We start from the raw sequence: 26,231 nt of genomic DNA, 5'->3' as shown, positions 1-26,231 counted from the left end.
TATCTGCTATAATAAATAACCGTGCATTCAAAGAATAATATCTTCTTTAGATGCACGGCTATACCTAAATGTTTATATATTTACTTTTCGTAATCGGAATACTGAGTTGTAGTGCAATCTGGTTTAACTGTATGAGTAAGTGGAATATTTACCTGTTGCACTTGTAATACTTTAATTTTAACATATAATACCATTTTTTCTATTATCTTATTGTAAAGTTGTACTTTTGAATCTGGATGACATTTTATAGGATCTGCATTTATATCGTCTTCAATAATTCTTACTCCTACTAACTCACAGTATGGGGTTTCAGTAAAAGTTATACTATCTTCAAAATATTGTTCACATCCTGATTTCCCCATAATAGTTCCCGTGCAGTCATTACACCCACAACTACTTAATAAATCTATCTCAGTTTGAACTCCACGAACACTAATTACTGGTGGCACTGAATATTCAAGTTCTGTAACAGCTGTAAATGGGACATCAATTGTTGTGTGTGCTATTCTACCACTTACAACTTTATCCCCTATGCAGTCAGCTGTTGCATATTCTATATTTTTTCTTACAAATCCACTTATAAATAATTTTCCGGAAATGAGAGTGCCATCTGCAGCAACTACTCCAGATCTAGGTAGTAATTTACATTGAGTTAAATATACATTTTTCTTTATTCTTTTAATTTCATAAAATGGTTCGTTCAAATTAAACTCAGCCTCAATATCTATTTGAATCTCTGTTTCGCCTATTATTACAGGGATTTTAGCGACTAGAGGTCCACTAATACCACTTGGTATAATTGTAACTCCACTACTTAAAGGTAATGTTTTGGAACTAATAATTTCACCGCAATTATCGCAAGGGTGCGTAGTTTGATTCTTTTCCATAAGTAAATCCTCCTTTTTTCGGGTCTTAAGACCTTTTACATAATATGTTATAAGCAAAGCAATCGTTACCGTATATTTACTTATTGTAATACTTTGATTATGAAATTTAATCAAGAACATGTTAGTATCATTTTTTATTAAGTTACGTATTATATATTAAATAAATCTAAGGAGCGTGATGTTATGCCTAATATTAAAATAAATTACCATCCTGAAGAGTGGTGTGAAGATAAAAATGATTGTGAAGACCAGTGTAATTATGAAATGAAAAATGATGATAAACCTACTGACAAAGATAATTACGATTGTGAAAAGAAACCTGATAATAAACCCACGGATAAAGATAATTACGATTGTAAAAAGAAACATGATAATAAACCTACGGATAAAGATAATTGCATTTGTGAAAAGAAACATGATGATAAACCTACTGATAAAGATAATTACGATTGTGAAAAGAAATCTGATAATAAACCTACGGATAAAGATAATTGCATTTGTGAAAGGAAACATGATAATAAACCTATAGATAAAGATAAGTACGATTGTGAAAAGAAACATGATGATAAAAAGGAATTGTCTGAGTTAGATGAAAACCCTTGTAATATCCAGTCCCCCTATACTTATTCAAATTGGTCATGCTTATAAATTTAAATCCAAAACTGACTTTTTTGATTAATTATATTATTTTGTTAAAAATTCAGGCCTACGAATATATGATATCAATGGCAATCATACTCATTTTGTAAAACTACTCCATCAGTAAATGATTGCTGTTGCCTGTATGTAAAGAAAAAAAATAAAGGTACAGAGTTTATTACAACTCTGTACCTTTATTTTTAAGAATCTAATCCATTTTGTTAATTAATTCTAGTAACATATAACTGGAGTATTAGCATCAATATTGTTATATATCGTTTTTGCTAAAATAGGTGGACAATTTATACAACCATGAGAACCATTTGTCAAATATACACTTCCGCCAAATGAATGTCTAGAAGCTAAATCGTGTATTCCAATTCCACCATTAAATGGCATAAAAACATCGACAGGCTGACTATAACCCTCACCCTTTAATGTTGCATTTTTCTCCTTATATTTTAATGCATAAACTCCTTTAGGTGTTTCATGATGATCGCTAACACCACCAGTAACAACATCTCCTTGTACAACAAGAGAGCCATTTTTATAAAACCATAAATGCTGTTTTTTCAAATTAATTTCAACATAAGTACTGCCGATGTCATTAATATCATGAGATGCAGCCGTTTGTGTGTAATGTGGCTCTTTTTTTATAGTTTGTCCACCTTTTATAGCTAAAATTAGATCATTGACCTCCCCTGAACGATTAACCAACCAACCATAATCGCCTCCACTTACCTTTACCGTTGTCTTGAGAGACGTAGCGAAATCTCTTTGCTTGCCATATGTATTATAGTTATTATCAACTTTATTTACATAATTGTTCATTTTATCTTTATCAAATGTGATTTCGAGGTTTTTGTCAACTCCAAGAAAGTTATGTATTGTAGAACCGTCTAAAACTTCTTCTCCTCCAGCAAAGGTATACGTAATCTTCGAAGTTGTATACTTATTAAGTAAAATTTTAGCATTTTTAACCTTTTGAGATGTTGATGTATATTTGGGATTGATGTAATAATTTTTCGCCTCCAAATCTACTGTTGTTTCTCCCTTAACAATTGCACTTACTAAATTTGCATACAACTGCTTGTCATTTACTTTATTTCCTTTAACTTCCTTTACAATAACATAACCCTTATCCGAATATTTAAAGCTAGCATCTTTAGGCTCAATTATTTTCTTGCTATCAGAAACTGCAAGCTTATCAAAACATTCTTTTAATAGTTTATCGTCATATTTAACTATGCCATTCATTTCAGAAGTTTTGGGACTAAAAAACGAAAAAATCCACGTAAATGAATTCTGACTTTCTTTTAAAGCTTGAATTTTATCCTTTACATCATATTTTAAGCCAATCTCATTAGCGTTAATCTGTTCTTTCACACCATTTCGTTCTTTCAAATCCAATGTATATGTTTTGGATTTCGTTAACATTTCTGTATCAACTTCCTCTACAGTTTTACATGAAGCATCAATGCCATTAATTGCAAAGCCATAATAAAAATGATTGCTAAAATACATTGATACGCCCAAATATATAACTATTAAAATAGGTAAAGTTACTATACCTACTTTAATAGTTTTCCTATATTTTTTATGTTTTTTGTGTACTGTTGTTTGCATTGCCATGATGCACCTCCTTTAATAAGCATTTCACTATATTATAATTCTTTTCAACTTATATGTATACAATTATGACATGAAAGGTAAAAATATGTACCCGAAAAGTATTTTTATAAAATACTTGTCATTTTATATACATTTTTTACCTTATATTAATTTAATTTCAAAATCTACCATGATCTTTTATAAAATCTTCATTCATATATCCAACAGTATACGAATTACCCACTACATCCCCTGCTATTGTTACTTTACATTTTGCAACGGCTTTTTTCTTTTGGAATATATTTTGTATTTTTTCCATCGACTGTACAGACTTCTTTTGCATTATGATAGTTTCTCTTGCAAGTTTTCTATATCTCATAACAATAAACTTATCACTACAATACAGTCCATTATCGATAAATCTTGTATAGTATAAGATTACCAATATAGGAATTAATAAAAATATATAGTACCCATAAGGTGCAAAATATGCTACTAAAGACATTACTATAAACTCAGGTACTAATCTAAATAAAAGAAATCCCTTTAAAGCTTTTCTAGGAGACTTCTCTAGTTCATAACTTATATTCATTTCAGGTAAAATATCCACAAAAAACTTATCAAGCACTGTTCTTTTAGCAATAGGACAAATCATTGTACTCTCACCCTTATCCTTTCCATAACCTATGGTTTCAACATTTAATGAAAAGTACCCTAATGACTTTTTAATAATTCCCTCAACTATTATTAAACTTTGAATTCGTTTCACCGGAATAGTTACTTCCTTCTTATTAAATAACCCATATGATAATTTAATATTATCGTCTTCGCGTATAACTGTAAATTTATAATATTTTATTATAGTTAAACCAATAGATATAACCCAGGAAATAAACAAAATAATAAAAATTAATATTACTACATATTTAATTATATTAACACCATTAACTCCCTTCATTACATTATCAGTATACCCTTGAGCTCTTTTCTTAAATTCCTTTGGCAACATATCATCTATCTTAGAATAAAATGCAAAAATTATAAAAAATCCGGCTAAAATACGGGTAGAGAATGTCGCCATAACAAATAAATCTTTTAAAGAAGAAGTGAGCTTTTTTATGTTTTTTTCTTCTACAATTTCATCTTGATTTTCATTTTCTTTAACCTTAAATATAATACTTTTAATTCTTAGTGCTTCCTGCTTAGATGAGAAAATAGATATTTCAGACTTTTTATCTCCCCCCGCAGTATCTATCTCAAGCTTGCAGACATTAAAAACACGCTGAATTAATGATGACGATATATCTGCAGTATGTACTTGTGAAAAAGGAACGGTTCTCTCATGAATTTCAAAAATACCGTATTTCATGTACATGCCCTCATCCTGAACGTTATATACATTTCTCTTCCATTTAAATATAGCTAAAGCGCTAACTATAACAAAAAAAGCAATTATCACTATAACTTCTGTGTAATCTCCGCCATACTTTTTAGGAATTTTAGAACCTAAGGATACTAAAAATATGACAAGTGGAACTATGCTGTTTTTTATAAATTGAAAAAGTTCAGAAAATATTATAAATTTATGTTGGTGTTTTAGTTCTCTCATATACTTCTCTCCTGAACAGTTTTTGTAATACTTAACTGAAGTTCATTTCCTATATCGCTTTCTAAATATGGGATTTTATAAGCTCCACCAGCAGTGTGTACAGTTAAATTTATTAGCTTATATTTTTTTAATATTATTCCTTGCTCTGTATCTACATACTGAACTCTACTCATTGGAATAATTACATTTATTTCTGTTAATACGCCATATTTCAAGATAATCTTTTCTTCATCCATATCATAACTAAATTTTTCATACTTATATTTTGGCATAAATAGTGAATTTATAAATATTACAATTGCTATTACATATACACTTAATATTAATATATACTTCCATACTGAATCAAACCCTAAAAATATGCTTAAAGCCACTGCAATTATTAAAAATACACTTGTAATAACTAATCCATCAATTGTCCACATTTTTTTTGAAAATGGTGAAATTTTTTTCATAATAACCTCCATAAAATTATTTGCTTATTCATTCTCTAGTGTCTATTGTACTATATTTAGTTATATTAGTGGCAATATAAACCAAAAATAATAACGCAAAAATTCATCCTCGTGTTAACCTTAAATTTACTAATCACATTTAACATTAATTATATAAGACTTAATAAATATTCCACATATTTGCCACCAAACTGACACAAATATGTATTATTATTTAAATATAGAATAGAAGTTAAAGCAGAGCCCCCTTTGCTTTAATATATATAACTTACGTTGATAATAATAGAACCTATAAGGGAAGCCATATAATAATGGCTTCCCTTAATTCATACTGTTTTTTAAATATAATTTCACATCAAATTATAAATAATATATTGTTCCAGTAGAGTTTATATCTGAATCTTGTTCATAGTCAATATATGCACCTTTAAGTTCTATAACATTTTCATGTATTTCAAACCCTTCTATACTAATTGTCTCTATTATATTATTCTCATTAGCGCACGTAGCTAATGTATCATAATAATCTTCCTCGTCATTGTATATAATTGCTGTATCTAATATTTTTAAGGTCACTGCCCTTGTAATTACTCTATTTTTATTAAGTTTTTTCCCAAACTTAATTTCTTCTACTCCATTTTTTTCTTTATCATTAAATAAAAAGCTCATTTTCATTACTTCCCTTCAGTCTTATTATACTGTCAAACTCTATGTTTAACAGATACACAAATATTGTCTTTTATATAAAATCTCCATAAAAAGTCTACTGCTTCCTCTGCATAATTAATACCAATTCTCTTATCTTCTATAATTTGTATTTTTTCTTTATCCATTGACTCTTCAATATATAATTCACTTGTACACAAATCTTGCTGGTTATTTTCTTTATTTATATTCATAGCTATGCATAACTTAGATGGACCTGTGGTTAAATTTTTAATTTGAACTTTTGTTAATTCATTATAATCTTTCTTAAATCTTAATTTTGCCATTTCATCAAGGTCACCTATTGGCTCAATAGCTCTTATTAAAACCCCTTCTGGAAACCCTTCTTCCTTTGTTATTACATTAAAGCAATGGTACATTCCATAAATAAAATATACATATGCTATGCCAGGCATGCCGTATAAAGTTTCAACTCTAGGTGTATGTTTTCCTCCATAAGCATGGCAAGCCTTATCAATTGACCCAATATACGCTTCTGTTTCAACTATCTTTCCCATAAGTTTTGCTCCATTAATTTCATGCACAAGTATTTTTCCCAGTAGTTCTCTCGCAACCTGCAAAGTCTCTCTAGCATAAAATTCTCTAGTAAGTTTTATAACAAACCCCTCCTAATAAATATATCTACCATAACCTTTACTATCCTAGTGATAACTTTCATGCTTTAAGTCTATTATCTCATATATTAGAAAGTATATAAAGCTGGCAAGCATCTATCTTCTACTTAATAATTGGTAAAATAATAGACATACCACTTCCATAACATAAATCTTATGGTTTTAGTATGCCTATGTTTATTATAATATAATTGTTATTTAGACTCTTTATCAACTAGCTTTACAAGTAACTCTCCATGATGGCGTTCATCCATTGCAATTGATTCTATTTGTTTTGCAGCATCTTCAAGTCCGATTTCCCGTACCTGACTTGCAAACTGGTTTAATTTTACAAAAGCATTACTTTCAGCTGGTGCAATCTTTTTTAAAAATTCAAAAATATCTTGGTTGGTGTGACCATTAAGAACTGCATATATACCTGCATGGCGCATTTCGTCTACTGCTATTTTTAGAAGGACTTCTGATAATTCATCAAGACCTCTTTCCTTAGCAAGGAATGCTAAACCTGCATACATTCCTGCGCCTTGTTCTTCACCCTTTCCATTTTTATCTACTTGTTCTTCAAATTTTGTGCCTTTTGTTACTCCATAAATACTCATATAATAACCTCCTGATTTAATAATTTCATTTGATTAATGTAATTATTTTTACCTTACTAAACTTGTTTATATTAAATCTACATTATTTTAGCTTGCATTTTGCTGTAGATAATAATATATTAGTACTACTAACATTTATTTAATATTACCAAATGTTTTTATCTGTGTCAACATTTTTTAGTAATAATAAATAATATTTTGTATCACTAAACTATTTAAGGAGTGTTATATAATGTCTATCGGAAATAAAATTAGAAATTACAGGCAACAAATAAATATGAACATTTCCAAATTAGCTAAGGAAACTGGATTATCCTGTGGATTCATCAGCCAAGTTGAAAATGATAAAGTTTCACTTTCATTAGAAAGTCTTAAAAAAATTTCTTTTGCACTTAACATTCCAATAAAAAATTTTGTAGAAGATCAATTGTTTAAACCGGAGCTAGTAAGGAAAGATTTTAGGCCAAAAATAAAGTTAGCACAGGGCCCCGAAGTAGAGGTATTATCAGCAGCTTTTGGTCGTCAATTACAAGTATTAATGGTTAATCTTCCTTCCGGTTATCAAGCAGGTAATAGCACTCATACCCATGATGGCGAAGAATTTATTACTGTGCTAATAGGGAAAGTTAAAATAACACAAGGTGATTTCTCATCCACCCTAGAAGTAGGAGATAGTATTCACCTAGATAGTACCTACCCTCATCTTTGTCAAAATGTTGATGATACCCCAGCTAAAATTATTATAGCGCTAACTCCTCCAACGCTATTACCAATTTGTAAAATTGATTAATAATTAAAAAAGAGAGCTCCGCTGTGGAATTTATCTCACGCGAGGCTCCATTTTCATATTTATATGAATTATATAATAATTCAATATCTTATTTATATACTCGTTTAACTAGCAATTTTTTTATTATGTTTCAACCAGTTCTTACCTTCTACTAGTCTAGTAACAAGCATAGAACATACCGTGTTTCCTGTAGAATTAAGTAGCGTTGCTGGTGCATCTATAATTACACTAACAACTGCAATAATTGGAAGAACCTCTGGTGGCAAACCATATACACTTAATATTAACATTTCACCAATCATTCCACCACTAGGAATAGCACCCATAACCGCCCCTACTAGAAGTGAAACACCTATAATACCAAGTATTGAGCTAACACTAGTCATATCCTTACCAAATAAGCCCATTAAAAGTGTAATTTTCATAACCCCACCAAATACAGACCCATCCTTATGCATGTTTGCACCAAGTGGAATTACAGTCTCTGCAATATCATACGGCACACCAATTTTTTTTACAGTTTCTAAGTTAGCTGGTATACAAGCCGCACTAGAGCAAGTTGCTAACGCTGTGACTGAAGGTGTAACAGCATTTTCCCAAAATATTCTTACACCATTTTTACCAGCTGCAACAAAAGCATACAGACTAAAAAATCCAAAATAATAAATTACAGAAATGATTAAATATAATACAAATATTTTTAAATATCCATTTAGAATTTGACCGCCAAGTTGGCCTACCATCGAAGCAAAATAACACCCTAAACCAATAGGTGCATAATACATTATGATTTTAACAACGTTCATCATTGTAATCGAACCGGCCTCAAGTAACCTCGCAAGCGATTTTGCTTTTTCTCCAGAAAGAGAAACTGAAATTCCAAAAATAATTGAAAATACAACAAGTTGTAACATATTCTTTCTTGAGAGTAAATCAACAAAATCTGAAACAGTAAATGTATTCACAAGTTGATCTAAAAATGAAACTTTTTCAATAGTTTGAGTTCCCACAGCACTCTTCATTAAACTTTTAAACATATCTATATGAAGACCACTCGTTGGCTTCATAATAAGGGTAGCTATGGTTCCAATAATCGCCGCAATAAGTGCTGTAGATAAAAATACTAACACTATACTTCCCATAATTTTACCTAGTCTTTTCATTCCACTAATATTTGCCATAGCAGAGGAAACACTAAAAAATACTAATGGGACCAAAATCATAAACATTAGATTTATAAATAATTTTCCAAAAGGTTCTAATACAGAAGATTTTGGGCCCATTACGATCCCTATAATCCCTCCAAGTATAACTGACCCTAAAAGAATAATTGTTGATTTATAGTTTTTGAATAACTTCTTCATCTGTAACTCCCTCATATTAAATTTTAGTCTATATTATAATGGATTTCATATCTATTTTACATTAAAATTTATAAAATAGGGTTACTATTAAATAAATAATTGTGGGGAATTTAAATTTAGTTTTCTATTTACAACGTAACAATGTTATGTTACACTGCATATATTAGAAAAAATAGTATTATATATAATTACAAAAGGAGATCAAATATGGACGAGGATTTAATAACAAAAAAAGAATTACTCGAGGTCACTAATGTTTCCTATGGACAGTTATATAGATGGAAAAGAAAGAACCTTATACCTGAAGAATGGTTTATAAAAAAATCCAGCTATACTGGTCAAGAAACCTACTTTCCAAGGTTAAAAATATTAGACAGGATAGAAAAGATTTTAAATATGAAGGATGGCATATCATTAGATGACCTGGCACAAATGTTTTCACCACAATTAGCAGATGTATTTTTAAGTGAAGATGATTTATTAACCAAGAACATTGTTACAAGGCAAACATTAACAACATATAAAAATATCTATGGAGAGATAAAAATATTTTCTTTTCAAAAAATCTTATATATTTTATTATTAGAAAAAAGCTTATTATCAGGGAATGTATCAATAGATGAAAGTAAACTTATGTTAGAGACTTTAGAAGAGAATTATACATTGTTGGATGGGAAAAATTGCGAGGTGATTTTTATACGCAAATTTGGAATCACGTTATGTTTTTTAATAACAAAGCCAAATGAATTTTATATAGACAAGTATTCAAAAATAATATTAGGACTTAATATTTCATCGTGCATTGAAGAACTTAAAATTAAGATGTAACAATTCATTAATAAATTTAAGGAGGGATTTAACATGGAAAATATGAATAATAATTTAAAAATGTCAGGATCAGGAATCTCAGGTGGAGGAAAATATAATGATGTATTTATAAGCGGATCTGGGAAAATCACTGGTGATTTAGACTGTGTTTACTTTAAAAGTAGTGGTTCCTCAAAAGTTATAGGTAACCTAAAAGCAGAAACTATAAAAATTAGTGGTTCTTCAAAAGTTGAAGGTAATGTAGAAGTAAAAGACATTAAGATAAGTGGATCAACTCATGTCATAGGTAATCTTAAAAGTGAGAACGTAAGCATAAGCGGGTCAACTCATATAGACGGAAACCTATACGCACAAGAGGTTAATATATCAGGCTCAGTAATTATAGGAAAAAATTGTGAAGCAGAATGTTTTAATGCTAATGGTGGTTTTAAAATACAAGAATTATTAAATGCGGGACAAATAACTATTAGACTGGGTGGTAACTGTTTTGTTAAAGAAATTGGGGGCGAGCATATTGACATAAGAGTTAATCCTATGAACAACTCTATATTTAGAAAAGCAATTGACAAAATTTTCAATACCAAAGCTGAATTAACTACAGATCTAATAGAAGGAGATGATATCTATCTTCAAAACACAAATGTTAATATAGTAAGAGGAAATAATATTACAATAGGTACAGGTTGTAATATTGGTCTCATAGAGTATAAAGATGAGATTAACATTTCAGACTCCTCTATAGTTAAAGATCAAAAGAAGATATAAAAATAACTTAAAACATTTTTATATAAGTCGCTTGCGTTCGGTACTTATATGGAAATGTTTTAAGTCATAATATTATTTTACAATTTTTTCACTTTTTTTATTGTCATTAATTTGTATCCTATAAGTCCTACTATTACGACTACCACAACAATATCTGCATAATGAAACCACGGCCTAATTATAATCCAGTTCGCACCCATGTAATAGCCAGTAAACCCAAGTAAAGTACTCCAAATTAATGAACCAAAAAAGGTATACACTGTGAACTTTTTAAAGTCCATATTACTTATCCCTGCGGGGAGTGAAATAAAAGTTCTTACTATAGGAAGTAACCTTGAATAAAATACAATTTTCTCACCATATTTTTTAAAGTATGCATCACTTTTATCTAAACTTGATTTTGATAAATGTAAAAAAGATGCATATTTCTCAACTAAAGGCCTTCCACCTAATTTTCCTAAATAATAAGCTAAGATTGAACCAAATGTCCCTCCAAGCGTTCCTATAATTATTGTTGGGATTATGCTCAATCTTCCTATATAGCTTAAATAACCACCAAAAGGAAGTATTGCCTCACTAGGTATTGGAATGCATGCGCTTTCAAGAGCCATAAATACAAAAACACCTAAATACCCCAATTTACCCATAACTAAAATTACCATGTTAATTAAACTTTCTACCATATTTACCTCCCGTAAATTCAAAAACTTGTTACAAATATAAATCTTTTGATAGTAATTATTTTAGAATCTATAGTTTTTCCTGTGTTTAATGCAAAGCGGAACTTCATATGCCAGCATAATAATCCATCCAGCAAGGCAGGCTAGGGCAACCCCTACAATACCATATTTAGGAGCCAATAAATATGTAAATGATACTCTTCCAACCATTTGTATAAATGTTGACCTTAATGTAACTTTTAAATCACCCATACCCCTGAAATATCCTTGTATTCCGTTTGTCCAACTTGGAAGCAAATAGAAAAATGCCATCATTTCAAGATACGTTACTCCTAGTTCTACTACCTTCGAATTCTTCTCTGGAACAAATAAATTCATTATATGTGGCGCTCCAAAGTATATTACCACTAGAAGCAAAAGCCAATATAAAGACTCAATCTTCATTCCATACCAAAAGCCTTGCTTTATACGTTCATTTTTTTTAGCTCCTCTATTCTGAGCGAGAAAGGTAGTCATTCCGTTACTAATGCTTTGTTCTGGTGCAAAAGCAAAATCATCTACACGGTTTACTGCATTAAAGGTAGCAATAGATTCTACGCCTAGAGGATTAACTGCTCCTTGAACAAATACTTTCCCAACATAAAGGCATGTCTGTTGCATAGCTGTAACCCAACTATAGTTAATTGTAATTTTAAGTAAAGCTCTATCTATAATAAGCTCTTTTCTTGAAAATCTAAGTATTGGGAATTTTCTATAAGCATATGAAATACAAAGAACACTCGCAATCACTTCTGCAGTAACCGTCGCTATTGCTGCTCCATTAACCCCCATATGCAAATACACTACAAAAATAATATCCATAACTACATTTAAGACTGAAGATATTATTAAAAATAATAATGGTGTTTTTGAATCTCCCATACTACGAAGAGTTGCAGCATAAACATTATATAAAAAGGTAAATACTAATCCACAAAATATTATTCTTAAGTAACTTGTTGCATCCCCTAATATTTCAATTGGAGTATTTATCATTAAGAGAATTGGCCTAGTCAAAATAATACAACCAATTATAATAATTACTGTAAAAATAAAACCAGCTATAAACGTTGTAGATATTTCACGTTTAAGCTTTTTCTTATCACCTTGTCCAAAATATTCACTCATTAATACAGAAGCACCCATACAAATCCCTATAATAAAAAACATTGCAATGTTCATAATAGGATTAGCCGTACCGACTGCCGCTAATGCATTTGTGCCAACATACCGCCCCACTATAATAGAGTCTGCTGCATTATAACTAAGTTGAAAAAGGTTTCCAAGTATTAAAGGTATTGCAAATCCAACTAAATGTTTTGGTATATTTCCTTTCGTCATATCTGTAATCAATTTAAAAACACATCCAATCTTTTAAAGTAAATTAAATTAAATAATTTTAGAAGAGTCTTTTTTTGTGGCTATCTCAGATTTTCTTTGAGAAAAGTACAACATTCACTCAGGAGTAATAATCTCCATTATACTCTGTAACTCTACATATTAATATGTCTAATCACAAAACAAACTTGTATTTATACACTTGTCTAGCAATCAAAATTCAGTTTATTATTTCATAAAACACATAATCTTTACATAAATAATCAGAAATGTTTTGAGAATTGTATGATAGAATATAAAATATAAGGTATTATATGGTGTTTATTTAGTTGTTTTGTAAATTATAGGTCTTAGCACCTATTAAATCGGGGGATGATACACTTGTCAAAAATAATATATCTTGTTGAAGATGAAATAAATTTAAATCTTTTACTTGAAAAATACTTGGAACGTGAAGGGTACGAAGTAACTACTTTTTCTACTGGTAATCCTGCAATAGCAAGAATTAAAGATATGCCCGATCTTTGGATATTAGATATAATGCTTCCAGATATTGATGGCTATGAAATTATTAAAGCTATTAAGGCCTTTAATAAAAATACTCCTGTTATTTTTATGTCTGCAAGAAATGAGGAACTTGATCGTGTGGTTGGCCTTGAGCTTGGTAGCGATGATTATTTGTCAAAACCATTTTTACCTAGAGAACTTATTATTAGAACTAATAAACTTTTAGAGAGAATTTCTGGCACAAATAAGGCAGATGTTACATCAATAAGTGATGACTTAAACATGGCAGGATATTGTATTAGCAAGAAACAAAGAACTGTTTTTATAGGGAGCGACGAGATTGTTTTAACTAAAAAAGAATTTGAGCTACTTTATTATTTTATTGAAAATAAAAATAATTTGGTGTCTAGAGAACAGATATTAGATAATGTATGGGGCGATGATTACTTTGGCTCAGATAGAGTTGTTGATGACGTTATAAGGCGCCTTAGAAAAAAAATAGATAAATTCACAATAGAGACCGTGTATGGATATGGCTATAAATTAGTTTACAAATCATGAAAAAATTTAATTATAAATTTAAATCATTAACCATGAGAATATGGACAACCTTTACAGCAATAATACTTATAATAATTTTTAGTATTTCAATCTTTTACCTTGTTGCCTTTAGAACTATAACTGAAAAAGGTATAACTCAAGATTTAAAAGTATCTCATGCTTATTTATTGAAAACTAATAATTTTACCCAACCTAATAGATATGACGGAATAAAAACTCTTAAGGATAACGATTATTATATTGTAACTGTAGATAAAAATAATAAAGCTGAAATTATAAATGTAAATAAAGCCCACGGAGCACCACCAGGTTCTCCGGGTAACGTTAAGTCACCCTTTAGACTTAATGAGAAGAACATTAAAATGTGGATGGCAGGTTACATTACACCAGGCACCCTTTATGAAAAAAAAGTTAAAGAATCATACAATAATACTAAATTTATTTTCTTTATAAGTTCAATTAAATATGGGACCTCTGGAAGATCATATTTGATAAGTTATGTGCCCGAAAAACAAGATAGTGTCTTGCTTTACACGATGCTTGGAATAGGGGTCTTATTTATAGCTATTGGTTTTCTTTGTGCTAAACTGGTTGCAACCTATATTTCAAAACCACTTAAAGAGCTTGAAAATTATACTATTAGAATATCCCATAAAGATTGGGAAGAGCCTATCAATGTTAAAAATGAGGACGAAATTGGAAGACTCGCAAACTCTATGAATATGATGCGAAAAGAATTAAAACGTGGGGATGAAGAAGAGAAACTGTTTCTACAAAGCATATCTCACGATTTAAAAACACCAATTATGGTAATTATGAGTCATGCTGAGGCAATAATTGATGGTGTATATGTGGAATCAGTGGAGCAAAATGCACAGATAATAAGAGATGAAGCTCTAAGGCTCGAAAAGAAAGTTAAACAAATGTTATATTTGAATACTCTTGATTATGTTTTAGAAAACAACTTTGAAAATATTGAAATTAATATGCAACGCTTGCTTTACCATATTACAAATAGATTTGAAGTAGTTAATAGTAATATACAATGGGATTTAAACATTGAAGAAGCAATTATTACTGGGAATGCAGATAAAGTTCAAGTTTCTATTGAAAACATATTAGATAATAGCCTTAGATACGCTAAGGAAAAAATATGTGTAACACTAAAAAAGGAAGGTATTTTTGCAGTAGTTGAGATCTATAACGATGGCCCCAATATCCCTGAAGAACATCTGTCTCACATTTTTGACAATTTCTACAAAGATAAGACTGGCAAATTTGGACTTGGTCTTGCCATTTGCAAAAAAATTATAAATTATTATAATGGAGAGATAGAAGTCACAAATAGAGATGTCGGTGTTAGTTTTTCAATTAAATATCCTCTGTAAATAAAAGCAATCAGCAGACATGTTGATTGCTTTTTCTTATGTAATTTATAATCACATAAAGCTCACATAATTATTTGATACTACTACTACAATTTATGATTATAATCTTATTTATAGAGAAGCAAGTAGTCCACTTAGAAATAATATATCTGTATTTGAAATAAAATGGGGGGATAAAAGTATACACTAAAACTAATTATGGAAAGGCCTATTTTATGGTCAAACCATTCTAAAAAGGAGCAAATTAAAATGAAAAAAATAAAACTTACTAAAGAAAATATTTTACTGTCATTAATATTAATATTATCCGCAATCTTAAATTTTGCTAATCTAAGCATAGAGGGATATTCAAATCTATATTATGCCTCTGGTGTAAAAAGTATGACTATGAGTTTGAAAAATTTCTTTTTCGTATCTTTTGACCCAGCGAGCTTTGTGACCATTGATAAACCGCCTCTAGGTTTTTGGCTTCAAGCAATATCTGCTAAAATCTTTGGATATAGTGGCTGGAGTATTCTTCTTCCACAGGCTATTGCAGGAGTAATCTCAGTTTTTGTAATATACAAAATTGTTAAGAGATCTTTCGGACGTGCGGCTGGTCTTCTCTCAGCATTATTTCTTGCAACAACCCCAATATTTGTTGCCGTAAGTAGAAATAATACTTGCGATAACTTACTAGTTTTAACTCTTCTAATCGCATGTTGGTTTATTTCTATAGCTGCCGAGAAAGGAAAATTTAAATATCTTCTAATAAGTTTAGCTATTGTAGGTGTTGGTTTTAACATAAAAATGCTTCAAGCTTATATGGTTGTACCAGCTATATACTTAGTTTACCTCCTATCAAGTGCAATTTCTCTTAAAAAGAGAATAATTCATCTTATATGTGGAACCCTTGTATTACTTGTTGTTTCATTCTCATGGGCAATAGTAGTAGATTTAATACCTGCTGCAAATAGGCCTTATGTTGGAAGTAGTACAAATAACTCAGAACTAGAACTTATAATTGGGCATAATGGACTTGAACGACTTGGAATTGGAAGCAGTACTACCATGGGTGGCGGTAGAGCTAAAACTCAAGTTAAAATAACCCAAGGAAGCAAGACAAGCCCTACAGCTAGTAATACAAACGCTCAAGGTGGTACTCCCCCTACAGGAACTAGACCTAGTGGAATGCCAAGTGGTGGTAAAATGCCAACAGGTGGAAAATCTGGTGGTGGTAACAGCAGTATGGGTGGTAGCGCAGTATCAAGCGTTACAAGATTGTTTGTTACTACTGGTATGTCTGATCAAATAATATGGTTATTCCCTATTGCAGTACTTGGATTCCTCGCAGCAATATTAAAAGAAAAATTCAAGCCTGCTTTTAATAACAAGAGAAAATTAGATTTACTATTATGGTCAATGTGGTTAATCCCTGAATTTATATATTTCAGTTTCACAACAGGTTTATTTCATCCTTATTACTTAACTATGCTTGCTGCACCAATTGCGGCGCTCGCAGGAATCGGAATTGTTTCTATGTGGGAACTGCTTGCAGAATGCGGATGGAAATCTTGGATCTTACCAGTAACACTTATTGTAGATGGAGCACTTCAGTTATTTGTTTTATCTTACTTCTACAGTACTTCTAGTATTACTAAGATTTTAATGATAGCTTTATCTATTTTATGTTTTGCATCTTCAATAATGCTTATTATTCTTAAGTTAAAGAAAAATAATAATTTGAAGCTTTCGAAGATATTAGTTGGCACTGCTTTAATAGGGCTACTAATAACCCCTACTGTTTGGTCTGCAACTACTTTATTTGGAGCTGAATCAGGAACATTCCCAGCTGCTGGACTAAGTTTAATTTCTAGCAGTAAAAGTGAAAATACAGGTATGGGTTCTTTAAGTGATTCTAGTAATGATAAGTTAACAAAATTCTTACTAGCTAATAAAACAACTGAAAAATATATCCTTGTAACTTCATCAGCTAGCGGTGTTGCATCAGATATAATAATTAAAACTGGCGAATCTGTAATGACTTGGGGCTTCTTTGGAACTGATAAAGCAATAACACTTGCTCAGTTTAAAGCACTAGTTAAAAGTGGAGGAGTTAGATATGTAATGATTGGAGGCCAAGGTGGCGGTGGTGGCTCAACTAGCGATATTATGACATGGGCTAAAAAGGCTGGCACACTAGTTCCAGAGAGTAAATGGAAAGATACCACAACTACTAAAACAACAACTAGCAAAGCTGCAGTAACAACTACTACAAAAACATCGAATTCAATGCCTCAAAAATTTGGACGTCAAACATCTGAAGCATTATATGATTTAAAAGGTGCTGATACTACAAAATAATATTAATTATAATTAGCCTTATTTTAAAAAGCAGATTCTGTATGAAAATATATAGAATCTACTTTTACTAAAAAATTTAAAGGAGCAAGAAAGATGAGGGTACATCAATGTATTTTATAGTTATAATCGATTTGCTTTACTCATTTAGAATTCATTTACTTAATGATCAAAGTAACTAAAAAACAATCAACAATTTGTTGGTTGTTTTTTAGTTTTGAGAATAAGTGTAATGTATTATGAGCAATGCTATGTCACCGCTAATTATTTATAATCATATAATGGAATGTATTATAACTAATTGTTTAATTGGAGGTTTTTACATGAGTAATAAATATAAAATTTGTGTATATGCAATCTGTAAAAACGAGGAGAAATTTGTTGATCGTTGGATGGATCATGTTGAAAGTGCTGACATTGTTGTAGTTGTAGATACAGGTTCTACCGATAATACAATTAACAAGCTAAAAGAAAGAGGTGCTATTGTTTATTCGCTTATTGCTACTCCATTTCGATTTGATTACTCAAGAAATGAATGTTTAAAATTTATTCCTGGCGATATAGATATTTGTGTATCCTCTGATCTTGATGATGTTATAGAGGATGGTTGGAGAGATTGTCTAGAAAATTCATGGAAAAAAGAAACCACAAGAGGTTCATATCTGTATAATTGGAGCTTTAATGCAGATGGCTCACCAGCCGTACAATATACCTGGTCAAGAATTCATGCAAGACACGGATATAAATGGATATATCCAACACATGAAATTTTAGAATATATAGGTGATAAAGAGGAAAAAGAAGTCTATATTAAAGGCCTGGTGTACAATCATTATCCAGATAGATCGAAAAACAGAAGTTTAAATCTTCCATTATTAAAATTGGCTATGGAAGAAAACCCTAACAGTAGTAGAAACCTATATTATCTTGGCCGCGAATATATGTTTGAAAGTAGTTGGGACGATTGTATTTCAACCTTAAAAAAGTATTTAGCACTACCAACATCAAATTGGGAAGATGAAAGATCCTCTTCCATGAGATTTATTGGAAAATCATATTGTGAAAAGGGAGAATTTTTAAATGGTAAAAAGTGGTTTCACAAAGCAATAAGTGAATCTATTTTATCGAGGGAGCCATATATAGACCTGTCTTTACTAGCTTACAGAGAGGCGGATTGGTCTAGTGTTTATTATTATGCAACTGAGGCATTAAAAATCAAGGAAAAATCATTTACCTTTGCTAACGATGCAAATGCTTGGGACTATACTCCTTATGATTTGGCAGCTTTAGGATGCTATAATTTAAATATGATAGATAAGGCAATAGAATTCTCAGAGCTTGCGATTAAGCTTGCGCCTAATGATGAAAGGTTATTAAACAATCATAAAATATATTTAGAAAGTTTATAAATATATTTATTTCACTTATATTATATAAAAATATAGATTATAATCTAATCTATATTTTTTAATATATATGTTTAACACAAAACAAGATATCTGCATACTATATAAAGAAAGTACAAGCTTTAAATAAAAAGTACAAGCATTCTAAATAAAAGAAATTACAAGAATTTTAAATAAATAGAGTATTAATAATAAGGAAGGTGTATATATTGAGTAAAAATAAAGAAGATGAAACTTATGACTATTTTATTAAAGAAAAAAAACATTCTGATGACAAACACAATTGCTGTGACAAACACGATGGCTGTGACAAACACAAATGTTGCGACCCTTGCGATCCTTGCCATCCCGATTGTGTGAAATGTATAGTTGGACCAACTGGACCTACTGGCCCAACTGGACCTACTGGCCCTACTGGACGAACTGGCCCTACTGGTCCTACTGGTCCTACTGGTGAAACTGGTCCTACTGGACGAACTGGTCCTACTGGTGCTACTGGTCCTACTGGCCCAACCGGTCCTACTGGTGCTACTGGTCCTACTGGCCCAACCGGCCCTACCGGTGCTACTGGTCCTACTGGCCCAACCGGCCCTACTGGTGCTACTGGCCCAACCGGCCCTACTGGTCCCACTGGCCCAACCGGTCCTACTGGTGCTACTGGCCCAACCGGCCCTACTGGTCCTACTGGTCCTACTGGTCCTACTGGTCCTACTGGTCCTACTGGTCCTACTGGTCCTACTGGTGCTACCGGCGCTACTGGTGCTACTGGTGCTACTGGTGCTACTGGTGCTACTGGTGCTACTGGTGCTACTGGTGCTACTGGTGCTACTGGTGCTACTGGTGCTACTGGTGCAACCGGCGCTACTGGTTCAACTGGTTCAACTGGAGCTACTGGTCCAAGTTTTAATTCCTATGCAAATGGCGTCATCACAACAAATAGATTATCGATTCCAGTTGGAGGCACTATTATTTACGATAGTGTAGCTATTGTTGGACCTGATTTAAGTTATAATTCAGCAACAGGTGTATTTACAGTTAATACAACAGGTGTATATGTAATCGACTGGAAAATCGCTGTTACTCCAAATCCTGGAACAGTCTCTATAGAAGTTGATTTAGTATCCTCCCTACGTGGTATTGTTGCCGGTATATCTGTTACAGCAACAAATCCATTAATAACTGGCTCTAATAGGGTTTATGCAGCAACAGCAGGAGAGACTTTCAGATTTGTTAACAACTCAGATGGTCCTATTAGTATAGTATTGGTAGGTCTAGTTGGACCTATTGGAACCGTATCTATTTTCAGAATTGTTTAACAATGTTAAGTTGGTTTTAACAAACATCAAATTATCTCATTAGCTTAATTGGCTGCCTATCATAGGCAGCCTTTTTATTTAAGAATAAACAATACTTATATGAATTATCACATAAAGTTCACATATTGATTTGATACTGATGCTACAATTTCTCCTTATACTTTTAATTATAGAGAACGTTGGAAATTGATTAAAACAAATTGATTTGAAGGGAATGATAGTAATGAGTAATGGAATTATTTATTCAGTAATAGTACCTTTGTATAATGAAGAAATAGTTATAGAAGAGAGTTACAAAAGATTAAAATCTGTTATGGATAGTACTAAAGGAAAATATGAAATTTTATTTGTTAATGATGGAAGTCGCGATGCAACAAGAAATAAAACAGAAAATATATGCAGGGCAGATAAGAATATAAAGCTTATAAATTTTTCAAGAAATTTTGGACATCAAGCTGCCATAACTGCTGGAATGAATCAAGCAATAGGTGATGCTGTTATTGTAATAGATGCCGATCTTCAAGATCCTCCTGAATCTATAATCGACATGATATCAAAGTGGAAGGAAGGTTACGATGTAGTATATGGCAAAAGAGTCAAAAGAGTTGGCGAAACATTTTTTAAAAAATTTACATCTACTGCTTACTACAGATTACTTAAAAGCATGACGAGTATAGATATTCCAGTTGATACTGGAGATTTTAGACTTATCGACAGAAAAGTATGCGATGCTCTAAACTCAATGCCAGAAAAGAACAGATATATAAGAGGTTTAGTTAGTTGGATTGGATATAAACAAACCTTTGTAGAATTTGTACGTAAAGAAAGATTTGCTGGTGAAACAAAATATTCTCTTAAAAAAATGTTTACATTAGCTTTTGATGGAATAACTTCCTTTTCTTATAAACCATTAATATTTGCTGGCTACTTTGGAGCATTTACTGGATTAATAGGTACTATTTTATTAATTGATACTATTGTAACCTCGATGATTAATGAAAACGCTATATTAAACTTAGGATTAATTCTTTCAATTAGCTTAATGATGTTTGGCCTAATGTTTTGCTTTATGGCTATTATGGGACAATATATTGCAAGAATTTCTGAGGAGAGTAAAAATAGGCCTTTATATATAGTAGCAAACACTGTAAGCTATAATGAACTTAAAAATAGTGTAACTTTTAAAGGAAATAGATCACCTGAAATATACGATTTAAAAATCACTTCAAAAGGCGAATCAATAGGTAATTAGATAAACCTCATATTACAAAAAGTCCTCCTGTAAATGATATTTCATTTACAGGAGGACTTTGTTAATTTAATATTAATTAAATGATTCTATCCTTATTATACTTTCCACATTATTTACGCTATCTAATTGTATTATTTTATTAAGTGAATTTCTTATGTTCTTTTCTTCACTTTTATGTGTAATAAATGCAAGCGAGGAATGATCACCACGCTCTACATCTTGAGTAATTGATACAATGCTAACATTATTTTCTCCAAATATATTTGCTGTATCTCCTAAAACACCTTCCTTATCCTTAAAATCGAGTCTGATATAAAATTCAGATTCATTTTCACGAGCTTTCTTCACTTCTTTAAATTCAACCGTGCATGATGTCTCTGTTAGATCAACTGGCTTTATATTATTTCGAAGTATTGATATTATATCCCCTACAACTGCACTTCCTGTTGGCAGATCACCTGCTCCTTTTCCGTATAGCATTAACTCTCCAACTGCATTACCTTTTATCATTATTGAGTTATAAACATCATTTACATTTGCCATAGGATGAGTTGACGGAATTAGGGTTGGATGTACTCTTAGCTCTAACTTGTTATTTATCTCCTTTGCTATTGCTAAAAGTTTTATAGTATATCCGAATTTTTTAGCGTACTCTATATCTACAGCACTTATATTTCTTATTCCTTCTCTATAAATACAATCATGATCCACTTCTGTTCCAAAGGCTAGTGAAGACATTATGGCAAGCTTATATACAGCATCATAACCATCAACATCAGAAGTTGGATCAGCTTCCGCATAGCCCTTATCTTGAGCCTCTTTTAATGCTTCATCGAAACTACTTCCATCTAAAGTCATTTTGCTTAATATATAATTAGTTGTTCCATTTATAATTCCTACTATCTGCTCAATCCTATTTGCTGTGAGGCTCTCATTAATTTCACGTATTATTGGAATTCCACCAGCTACACTTGCCTCATAATAAAATAATACATTTTCGGTGTCTGCTATTTTAAATAATTCCTTGCTCCAGTTTGCAATTGCTAATTTATTAGCAGTTACAATATGTTTTTTGGATTTCATTGCACGTATCATATAGTCCTTAGCCTCGCTACATCCACCAATAAGTTCAACAACTATCTTTATACTCTCATCGTTAATAATATCATCAATATTATTTGTTAATATTCCAGGAGCTACTGCAATATCTCTCTTTTTATTTATATCTTTTACAAGTATTTTGGTTACCTCTATTTCATAATTTGAACGTTTCATTATTTCTTTTTTATTCTCCAGCAATATTTTCCACACACCCGTACCTACATTACCAAAACCTAAAATTGCTATTTTGACCTTTTCCATGTTGAACTCTCCTTTCCTAAACCATTATATAAGTACCATTAATCATTGCACTTTTTGATTTATTATAATATTGAAAATCTCTCCTTAAATATTAAGAATCTTTTCAATTTGTATTTGCATTTCATTTTTTTCGCAAACAGTTTTATGAAGTATAGGTCTTGTTTCTAAATCCTTTATACCCACTGGAATATCCTCTTTTGTTAATTTACTAAGTTCTTTAATTAATTTAAAATCATTTAAACCAATGTATTTTGAATCTATTGATTTCATAACATCAGGCGTAAACTTATATGGACTTGCTGTAGACACGATAACTGTCTTTGTAGTATCCTTCGTTTCTACTAAATATTTCTTATAAACCGCATAAGAGACTGCAGTATGAGTATCAATTACGTAATTAGTAGTTTTATAAACCGCAGTTATTGCTTTTGCAGTATCTTCTTCGCTTGCATAACCCCCGTAGAAGTCCTTTAACTCTCCTTTCATATTATCATCAATCTCATATTTACCATCTTTTTTAAGCTTGTCCATAAGATCTTTTATCTTTGATGTATTTTCTCCACTAATAGCATATAAAAGTCTTTCAAGGTTACTTGAAATTAATATATCCATTGAAGGAGACATTGTAATTACAAAATCACGCACCCTATCGTATGTACCAGTATTTATAAAATCAAATAAAACTTTATTCTCATTTGAAGCACAAATTAGTTTTTTAATTGGAAGTCCCATTTTCTTTGCATAATATCCTGCTAATATGTTACCAAAATTTCCAGTAGGAACACAGAAATTTATCTCTTCGCCTGCTTTTATTTCACCCTTGTTACAAAGCTGAGTATATGCATAAAAATAATAGACAACCTGAGGTATTAACCTTCCTATATTTATTGAATTAGCTGATGAAAACATTTTATTATTATCATCTAATCTCTTAATTAGACTATCATCTGTAAGCATCTTCTTAACGCCATTTTGAGCGTCGTCAAAATTCCCCTCAATTCCTATGACAGAGGTATTATCCCCTGATTGCGTTAGCATCTGCCTTTTTTGAATTTCGCTTACACCCTCTTGTGGGAAAAATACTATTATTTTTGTACCATCTACATTTGCAAAACCCTCAAGTGCAGCTTTACCTGTATCCCCAGATGTTGCAGTAAGAATAACCATTTCTTTATTTATGTTTAATTTCTTTACTGCATTTTTTAATAAATAAGGTAATATTGATAAAGCCATATCTTTAAATGCTAAAGTTGGTCCATGATATAATTCTAGAAAATAATTTTCTCCATGTTTTACTAGTGGTGCAATAACTGGTGTATCAAATTTTTCATCATATGCCTTTTCTATAGACTCTAATAAATCTTTTTCATCATAATCAGTTAAAAATTCCTTCATTATAGTAAATGCTAATTTTTTATAATCCATTTCCCTCAATTCTTCAAGGCTTATATTAAGTTTTGGTATTGATGTTGGTACAAAAAGACCACCATCTTCGCTAAGACCTCTTGCAATAGCTTCTGCTGATTTCACTAGTTTTTCATTTCCACGAGTACTCTTATAATATATTTGCTTCATAATATTATTCCTCCTATTTCATCTTTTATATTAATTTCTCTTATTTTCCGCCTTTTATAAAATAATCCATTAACTTATATCCTTCTGGAAAATACAAACCTGTCTCTTTCGCCGTAAATTCATTATAAGTGTCACTTCCACTTTCTTTTTCATCATTGCTTTGGTATATTAAAAATGGCACAGGATCACTTGTATGTGTCCTAAGAGATAGAGGTGTTGGATGATCTGGAAGTATTATCATTTTATAATCTTCACCTAATTTCTCCATCTCATCTTTAATAACCTGTACTATCTGGTTATCTATAAACTCTATAGCTTTATATTTATTTTCTATTTCACACCTATGTCCACATTCATCAGGAGCCTCAATATGAACATAAACAAAATCATTTCCCTTTTTCAATTCTTCAAGAGCTGCTTTTGCTTTCCCCTTAAAGTTAGTATGAATATTTCCAGTGGCACCTTCTACCTCAATAACATCCATTCCTGCACACATACCAATTCCTTTTACTAAATCAACTGCTGAAATTACAGAACCTTTTAAATTATATTTTTTATAAAAGCTAGATAAGAGTGGTTTTTTTCCTTCTCCCCAAATCCATATTGAATTGGCTGGTTTAAGCCCTCTTGCAACTCTCTTTTTATTTATATCGTGATTTGATAAAAATTTATTGCTTTTCTTTGTCATTGAATCGAATATCTCGCTACCTATCCCTTTCGGCATATAGTCTTTTACCTTTTGACCTAGTATATCGTGAGGTGGTGTAAGTGTCCATGAATAAGGCCCCTTGTCCCATATTATTAAATGCCTATAACTAATCCCTGGATAAAACTTAATAGACTCAGTCTCTAAATACTCACTTAAATCTTTTATTAATACCCTTGCCTCGTCCGTTGTAATTTCATCCGAACTATGATCAAGCATAATCTTTTCCTCATATGGCCCGCCTTCCGACACTGTTACCAAATTGCATCTAAATGTAACGTCTGTATCTAACATTGTGATTCCCATACTTGCTGCCTCGAAAGGTGAACGACCACTATAATACACAGCTGTATCATATCCAAAAACAGTCATATTTGCTGTATCGCTTCCTGCTGGCATACCATTTGGAACGGTTTTAACTAAGCCTTGCAAACCATGCTTTGCCATATAGTCCATAGCAGGCGTCTTTGCATATTGAAGAGGTGTTTTATTATCTAGTTCCTTAACTGGATAATCTGCCATTCCATCACCGAGTACTACGATATACTTCATATTAACACTCCTTTATTGCTTATTGTATAAATCTTTTTAATTATTCAAATTTTCTAATAATTTTTTTTATTTTAATCCTATTAAAAAAACTGCCTTCAAGTAAGAAAGCAGTTTTCTGTATTACTATACATAAAAAACTGATTTCTTATTATTCAGAACTATGTTCTGCAGGAATTGACACCATTACATCAAAAAAATGTCGGTTGTCGGGTTTCATAGGGCCAGTCCCTCCACCTCTCTAAATAAGAAATTTATTAAATTATTTTTTTTATTGTAACTCATACAGATATAAATGTCAATGCAAACCTAGGCCTATTTAATG

At 31.2% G+C, this 26,231-nt stretch carries 23 protein-coding genes and 1 riboswitch; of the genes, 10 read left to right on the top strand and 13 right to left on the bottom strand.

From position 1 onward, the window contains the following. Window positions 1-80 precede the first annotated feature (80 nt). Window positions 81-887: a CsxC family protein gene (locus A7L45_RS07090; RefSeq protein WP_071612130.1), complete on the bottom strand. Its 807-nt coding sequence runs from the start codon at window positions 885-887 to the stop codon at window positions 81-83. 183 nt (window positions 888-1,070) lie between these two features. Between A7L45_RS07090 and A7L45_RS07085 the strand changes: the two genes are divergently transcribed. Next, the gene (locus A7L45_RS07085; RefSeq protein ID WP_071612129.1) at window positions 1,071-1,535 is read left to right on the top strand and encodes a hypothetical protein; all 465 of its coding nucleotides are present in this window, start codon (window positions 1,071-1,073) and stop codon (window positions 1,533-1,535) included. Window positions 1,536-1,757: 222 nt separating this feature from the next. On the opposite strand, the gene A7L45_RS07080 is transcribed toward A7L45_RS07085, so the two are convergent. The 6 genes from A7L45_RS07080 to A7L45_RS07055 form a co-directional block, all read right to left on the bottom strand. Beyond that, the gene (locus A7L45_RS07080) at window positions 1,758-3,152 is read right to left on the bottom strand and encodes a L,D-transpeptidase family protein (RefSeq protein WP_071614896.1); all 1,395 of its coding nucleotides are present in this window, start codon (window positions 3,150-3,152) and stop codon (window positions 1,758-1,760) included. Between the two features lie 163 nt (window positions 3,153-3,315). After that, entirely contained in the window at window positions 3,316-4,746 is a 1,431-nt protein-coding gene (locus tag A7L45_RS07075; protein WP_071612128.1) for a PH domain-containing protein, read from the bottom strand. Beyond that, the gene (locus A7L45_RS07070) at window positions 4,743-5,201 is read right to left on the bottom strand and encodes a PH domain-containing protein (protein ID WP_071612127.1); all 459 of its coding nucleotides are present in this window, start codon (window positions 5,199-5,201) and stop codon (window positions 4,743-4,745) included. Before A7L45_RS07070 ends, A7L45_RS07075 begins: the two co-directional genes overlap by 4 nt. 360 nt (window positions 5,202-5,561) lie before the next feature. Continuing rightward, the gene (locus A7L45_RS07065) at window positions 5,562-5,870 is read right to left on the bottom strand and encodes a hypothetical protein (RefSeq protein WP_071612126.1); all 309 of its coding nucleotides are present in this window, start codon (window positions 5,868-5,870) and stop codon (window positions 5,562-5,564) included. A 32-nt stretch (window positions 5,871-5,902) separates the two neighbouring features. Then, a complete protein-coding gene (locus A7L45_RS07060; protein ID WP_071612125.1) occupies window positions 5,903-6,523 on the bottom strand; it encodes a DNA-3-methyladenine glycosylase in 621 nt (206 codons plus the stop codon). A gap of 212 nt (window positions 6,524-6,735) precedes the next feature. Further along, window positions 6,736-7,140, bottom strand: a complete 405-nt coding sequence (locus A7L45_RS07055; protein ID WP_071612124.1) for a ferritin family protein — start codon at window positions 7,138-7,140, stop codon at window positions 6,736-6,738. Between the two features lie 232 nt (window positions 7,141-7,372). Here A7L45_RS07055 and A7L45_RS07050 point away from each other — a divergent pair, with 232 nt between their 5' ends. Then, the gene (locus A7L45_RS07050; protein ID WP_071612123.1) at window positions 7,373-7,930 is read left to right on the top strand and encodes a helix-turn-helix domain-containing protein; all 558 of its coding nucleotides are present in this window, start codon (window positions 7,373-7,375) and stop codon (window positions 7,928-7,930) included. Window positions 7,931-8,034: 104 nt separating this feature from the next. On the opposite strand, the gene A7L45_RS07045 is transcribed toward A7L45_RS07050, so the two are convergent. Then, a complete protein-coding gene (locus A7L45_RS07045; RefSeq protein ID WP_071612122.1) occupies window positions 8,035-9,294 on the bottom strand; it encodes a dicarboxylate/amino acid:cation symporter in 1,260 nt (419 codons plus the stop codon). 207 nt (window positions 9,295-9,501) lie between these two features. Between A7L45_RS07045 and A7L45_RS07040 the strand changes: the two genes are divergently transcribed. Beyond that, window positions 9,502-10,122 carry a YhbD family protein gene (locus A7L45_RS07040; RefSeq protein ID WP_071612121.1) on the top strand — a complete coding sequence of 207 codons (621 nt, stop codon included), beginning with the start codon at window positions 9,502-9,504 and terminating at the stop codon, window positions 10,120-10,122. A 33-nt stretch (window positions 10,123-10,155) separates the two neighbouring features. Beyond that, a complete protein-coding gene (locus tag A7L45_RS07035; RefSeq protein ID WP_071612120.1) occupies window positions 10,156-10,887 on the top strand; it encodes a bactofilin family protein in 732 nt (243 codons plus the stop codon). Window positions 10,888-10,964: 77 nt separating this feature from the next. Here A7L45_RS07035 and A7L45_RS07030 read toward each other — a convergent pair whose 3' ends face one another. Together A7L45_RS07030 and A7L45_RS07025 are read right to left on the bottom strand one after the other, a co-directional pair. Beyond that, window positions 10,965-11,570: a DedA family protein gene (locus A7L45_RS07030; protein WP_071612119.1), complete on the bottom strand. Its 606-nt coding sequence runs from the start codon at window positions 11,568-11,570 to the stop codon at window positions 10,965-10,967. A gap of 60 nt (window positions 11,571-11,630) precedes the next feature. Next, window positions 11,631-12,959, bottom strand: coding sequence for an MATE family efflux transporter (locus tag A7L45_RS07025; protein WP_071612118.1), 1,329 nt, complete (start codon window positions 12,957-12,959; stop codon window positions 11,631-11,633). A 357-nt stretch (window positions 12,960-13,316) separates the two neighbouring features. On the opposite strand from A7L45_RS07025, the gene A7L45_RS07020 reads away from it, so the two are divergent. The 6 genes from A7L45_RS07020 (at window position 13,317) to A7L45_RS06995 (ending at window position 21,714) form a co-directional block, all read left to right on the top strand. Then, a complete protein-coding gene (locus tag A7L45_RS07020; RefSeq protein ID WP_372445159.1) occupies window positions 13,317-14,012 on the top strand; it encodes a response regulator transcription factor in 696 nt (231 codons plus the stop codon). Continuing rightward, complete coding sequence (locus A7L45_RS07015; RefSeq protein ID WP_372445161.1) at window positions 14,006-15,400, top strand: HAMP domain-containing sensor histidine kinase; 1,395 nt, start codon at window positions 14,006-14,008, stop codon at window positions 15,398-15,400. Before A7L45_RS07020 ends, A7L45_RS07015 begins: the two co-directional genes overlap by 7 nt. 249 nt (window positions 15,401-15,649) lie before the next feature. Continuing rightward, on the top strand, window positions 15,650-17,743 hold the full coding sequence (locus A7L45_RS07010; protein WP_071614895.1) for a glycosyltransferase family 39 protein: 2,094 nt from the start codon (window positions 15,650-15,652) through the stop codon (window positions 17,741-17,743). Between the two features lie 320 nt (window positions 17,744-18,063). Further along, window positions 18,064-19,149 (top strand): tetratricopeptide repeat-containing glycosyltransferase, encoded by a 1,086-nt coding sequence (locus A7L45_RS07005; protein ID WP_071612115.1) that lies wholly within the window; start codon window positions 18,064-18,066, stop codon window positions 19,147-19,149. Between the two features lie 206 nt (window positions 19,150-19,355). Further along, window positions 19,356-20,462: a hypothetical protein gene (locus tag A7L45_RS24205; RefSeq protein ID WP_338132997.1), complete on the top strand. Its 1,107-nt coding sequence runs from the start codon at window positions 19,356-19,358 to the stop codon at window positions 20,460-20,462. 223 nt (window positions 20,463-20,685) lie between these two features. Then, window positions 20,686-21,714 carry a glycosyltransferase family 2 protein gene (locus tag A7L45_RS06995; protein ID WP_084647374.1) on the top strand — a complete coding sequence of 343 codons (1,029 nt, stop codon included), beginning with the start codon at window positions 20,686-20,688 and terminating at the stop codon, window positions 21,712-21,714. 72 nt (window positions 21,715-21,786) lie between these two features. Here the strand turns inward: A7L45_RS06995 and A7L45_RS06990 are convergent, their stop codons facing one another. The 3 genes from A7L45_RS06990 to A7L45_RS06980 form a co-directional block, all read right to left on the bottom strand. Next, complete coding sequence (locus A7L45_RS06990) at window positions 21,787-23,076, bottom strand: homoserine dehydrogenase (protein WP_071612114.1); 1,290 nt, start codon at window positions 23,074-23,076, stop codon at window positions 21,787-21,789. An 84-nt stretch (window positions 23,077-23,160) separates the two neighbouring features. Next, on the bottom strand, window positions 23,161-24,651 hold the full coding sequence (gene thrC, locus A7L45_RS06985; RefSeq protein WP_071612113.1) for a threonine synthase: 1,491 nt from the start codon (window positions 24,649-24,651) through the stop codon (window positions 23,161-23,163). A gap of 40 nt (window positions 24,652-24,691) precedes the next feature. Then, window positions 24,692-25,909: a cofactor-independent phosphoglycerate mutase gene (locus A7L45_RS06980; protein WP_071612112.1), complete on the bottom strand. Its 1,218-nt coding sequence runs from the start codon at window positions 25,907-25,909 to the stop codon at window positions 24,692-24,694. A 142-nt stretch (window positions 25,910-26,051) separates the two neighbouring features. Beyond that, window positions 26,052-26,158, bottom strand: a riboswitch (SAM riboswitch). Between the last annotated feature and the right edge of the window lie 73 nt (window positions 26,159-26,231).

The sequence above is a fragment of the Clostridium estertheticum subsp. estertheticum genome (genome assembly GCF_001877035.1).
In the GTDB taxonomy this organism is placed as follows: Bacteria; Bacillota; Clostridia; order Clostridiales; family Clostridiaceae; genus Clostridium_AD; species Clostridium_AD estertheticum.
Note: the sequence above shows the minus strand (reverse complement) of the source record. Positions and strands in the feature narration are given on the sequence as shown.

Excerpts from the sequence above, each read along its gene's own strand:
- A7L45_RS06990 (WP_071612114.1), bottom strand. The coding sequence starts at position 23,076 with ATGGAAAAGGTCAAAATAGCAATTTTAGGTTTTGGTAATGTAGGTACG.
- A7L45_RS07070 (WP_071612127.1), bottom strand. The coding sequence starts at position 5,201 with ATGAAAAAAATTTCACCATTTTCAAAAAAAATGTGGACAATTGATGGA.
- A7L45_RS07030 (WP_071612119.1), bottom strand. The coding sequence starts at position 11,570 with ATGGTAGAAAGTTTAATTAACATGGTAATTTTAGTTATGGGTAAATTG.
- thrC (WP_071612113.1), bottom strand. The coding sequence starts at position 24,651 with ATGAAGCAAATATATTATAAGAGTACTCGTGGAAATGAAAAACTAGTG.
- A7L45_RS07035 (WP_071612120.1), top strand. The coding sequence starts at position 10,156 with ATGGAAAATATGAATAATAATTTAAAAATGTCAGGATCAGGAATCTCA.
- A7L45_RS07010 (WP_071614895.1), top strand. The coding sequence starts at position 15,650 with ATGAAAAAAATAAAACTTACTAAAGAAAATATTTTACTGTCATTAATA.
- A7L45_RS07055 (WP_071612124.1), bottom strand. The coding sequence starts at position 7,140 with ATGAGTATTTATGGAGTAACAAAAGGCACAAAATTTGAAGAACAAGTA.
- A7L45_RS06995 (WP_084647374.1), top strand. The coding sequence starts at position 20,686 with ATGAGTAATGGAATTATTTATTCAGTAATAGTACCTTTGTATAATGAA.
- A7L45_RS07050 (WP_071612123.1), top strand. The coding sequence starts at position 7,373 with ATGTCTATCGGAAATAAAATTAGAAATTACAGGCAACAAATAAATATG.
- A7L45_RS07085 (WP_071612129.1), top strand. The coding sequence starts at position 1,071 with ATGCCTAATATTAAAATAAATTACCATCCTGAAGAGTGGTGTGAAGAT.
- A7L45_RS07045 (WP_071612122.1), bottom strand. The coding sequence starts at position 9,294 with ATGAAGAAGTTATTCAAAAACTATAAATCAACAATTATTCTTTTAGGG.
- A7L45_RS07065 (WP_071612126.1), bottom strand. The coding sequence starts at position 5,870 with ATGAGCTTTTTATTTAATGATAAAGAAAAAAATGGAGTAGAAGAAATT.
- A7L45_RS07040 (WP_071612121.1), top strand. The coding sequence starts at position 9,502 with ATGGACGAGGATTTAATAACAAAAAAAGAATTACTCGAGGTCACTAAT.
- A7L45_RS06980 (WP_071612112.1), bottom strand. The coding sequence starts at position 25,909 with ATGAAGTATATCGTAGTACTCGGTGATGGAATGGCAGATTATCCAGTT.
- A7L45_RS07005 (WP_071612115.1), top strand. The coding sequence starts at position 18,064 with ATGAGTAATAAATATAAAATTTGTGTATATGCAATCTGTAAAAACGAG.
- A7L45_RS07075 (WP_071612128.1), bottom strand. The coding sequence starts at position 4,746 with ATGAGAGAACTAAAACACCAACATAAATTTATAATATTTTCTGAACTT.
- A7L45_RS07090 (WP_071612130.1), bottom strand. The coding sequence starts at position 887 with ATGGAAAAGAATCAAACTACGCACCCTTGCGATAATTGCGGTGAAATT.
- A7L45_RS07080 (WP_071614896.1), bottom strand. The coding sequence starts at position 3,152 with ATGCAAACAACAGTACACAAAAAACATAAAAAATATAGGAAAACTATT.
- A7L45_RS07020 (WP_372445159.1), top strand. The coding sequence starts at position 13,317 with ATGATACACTTGTCAAAAATAATATATCTTGTTGAAGATGAAATAAAT.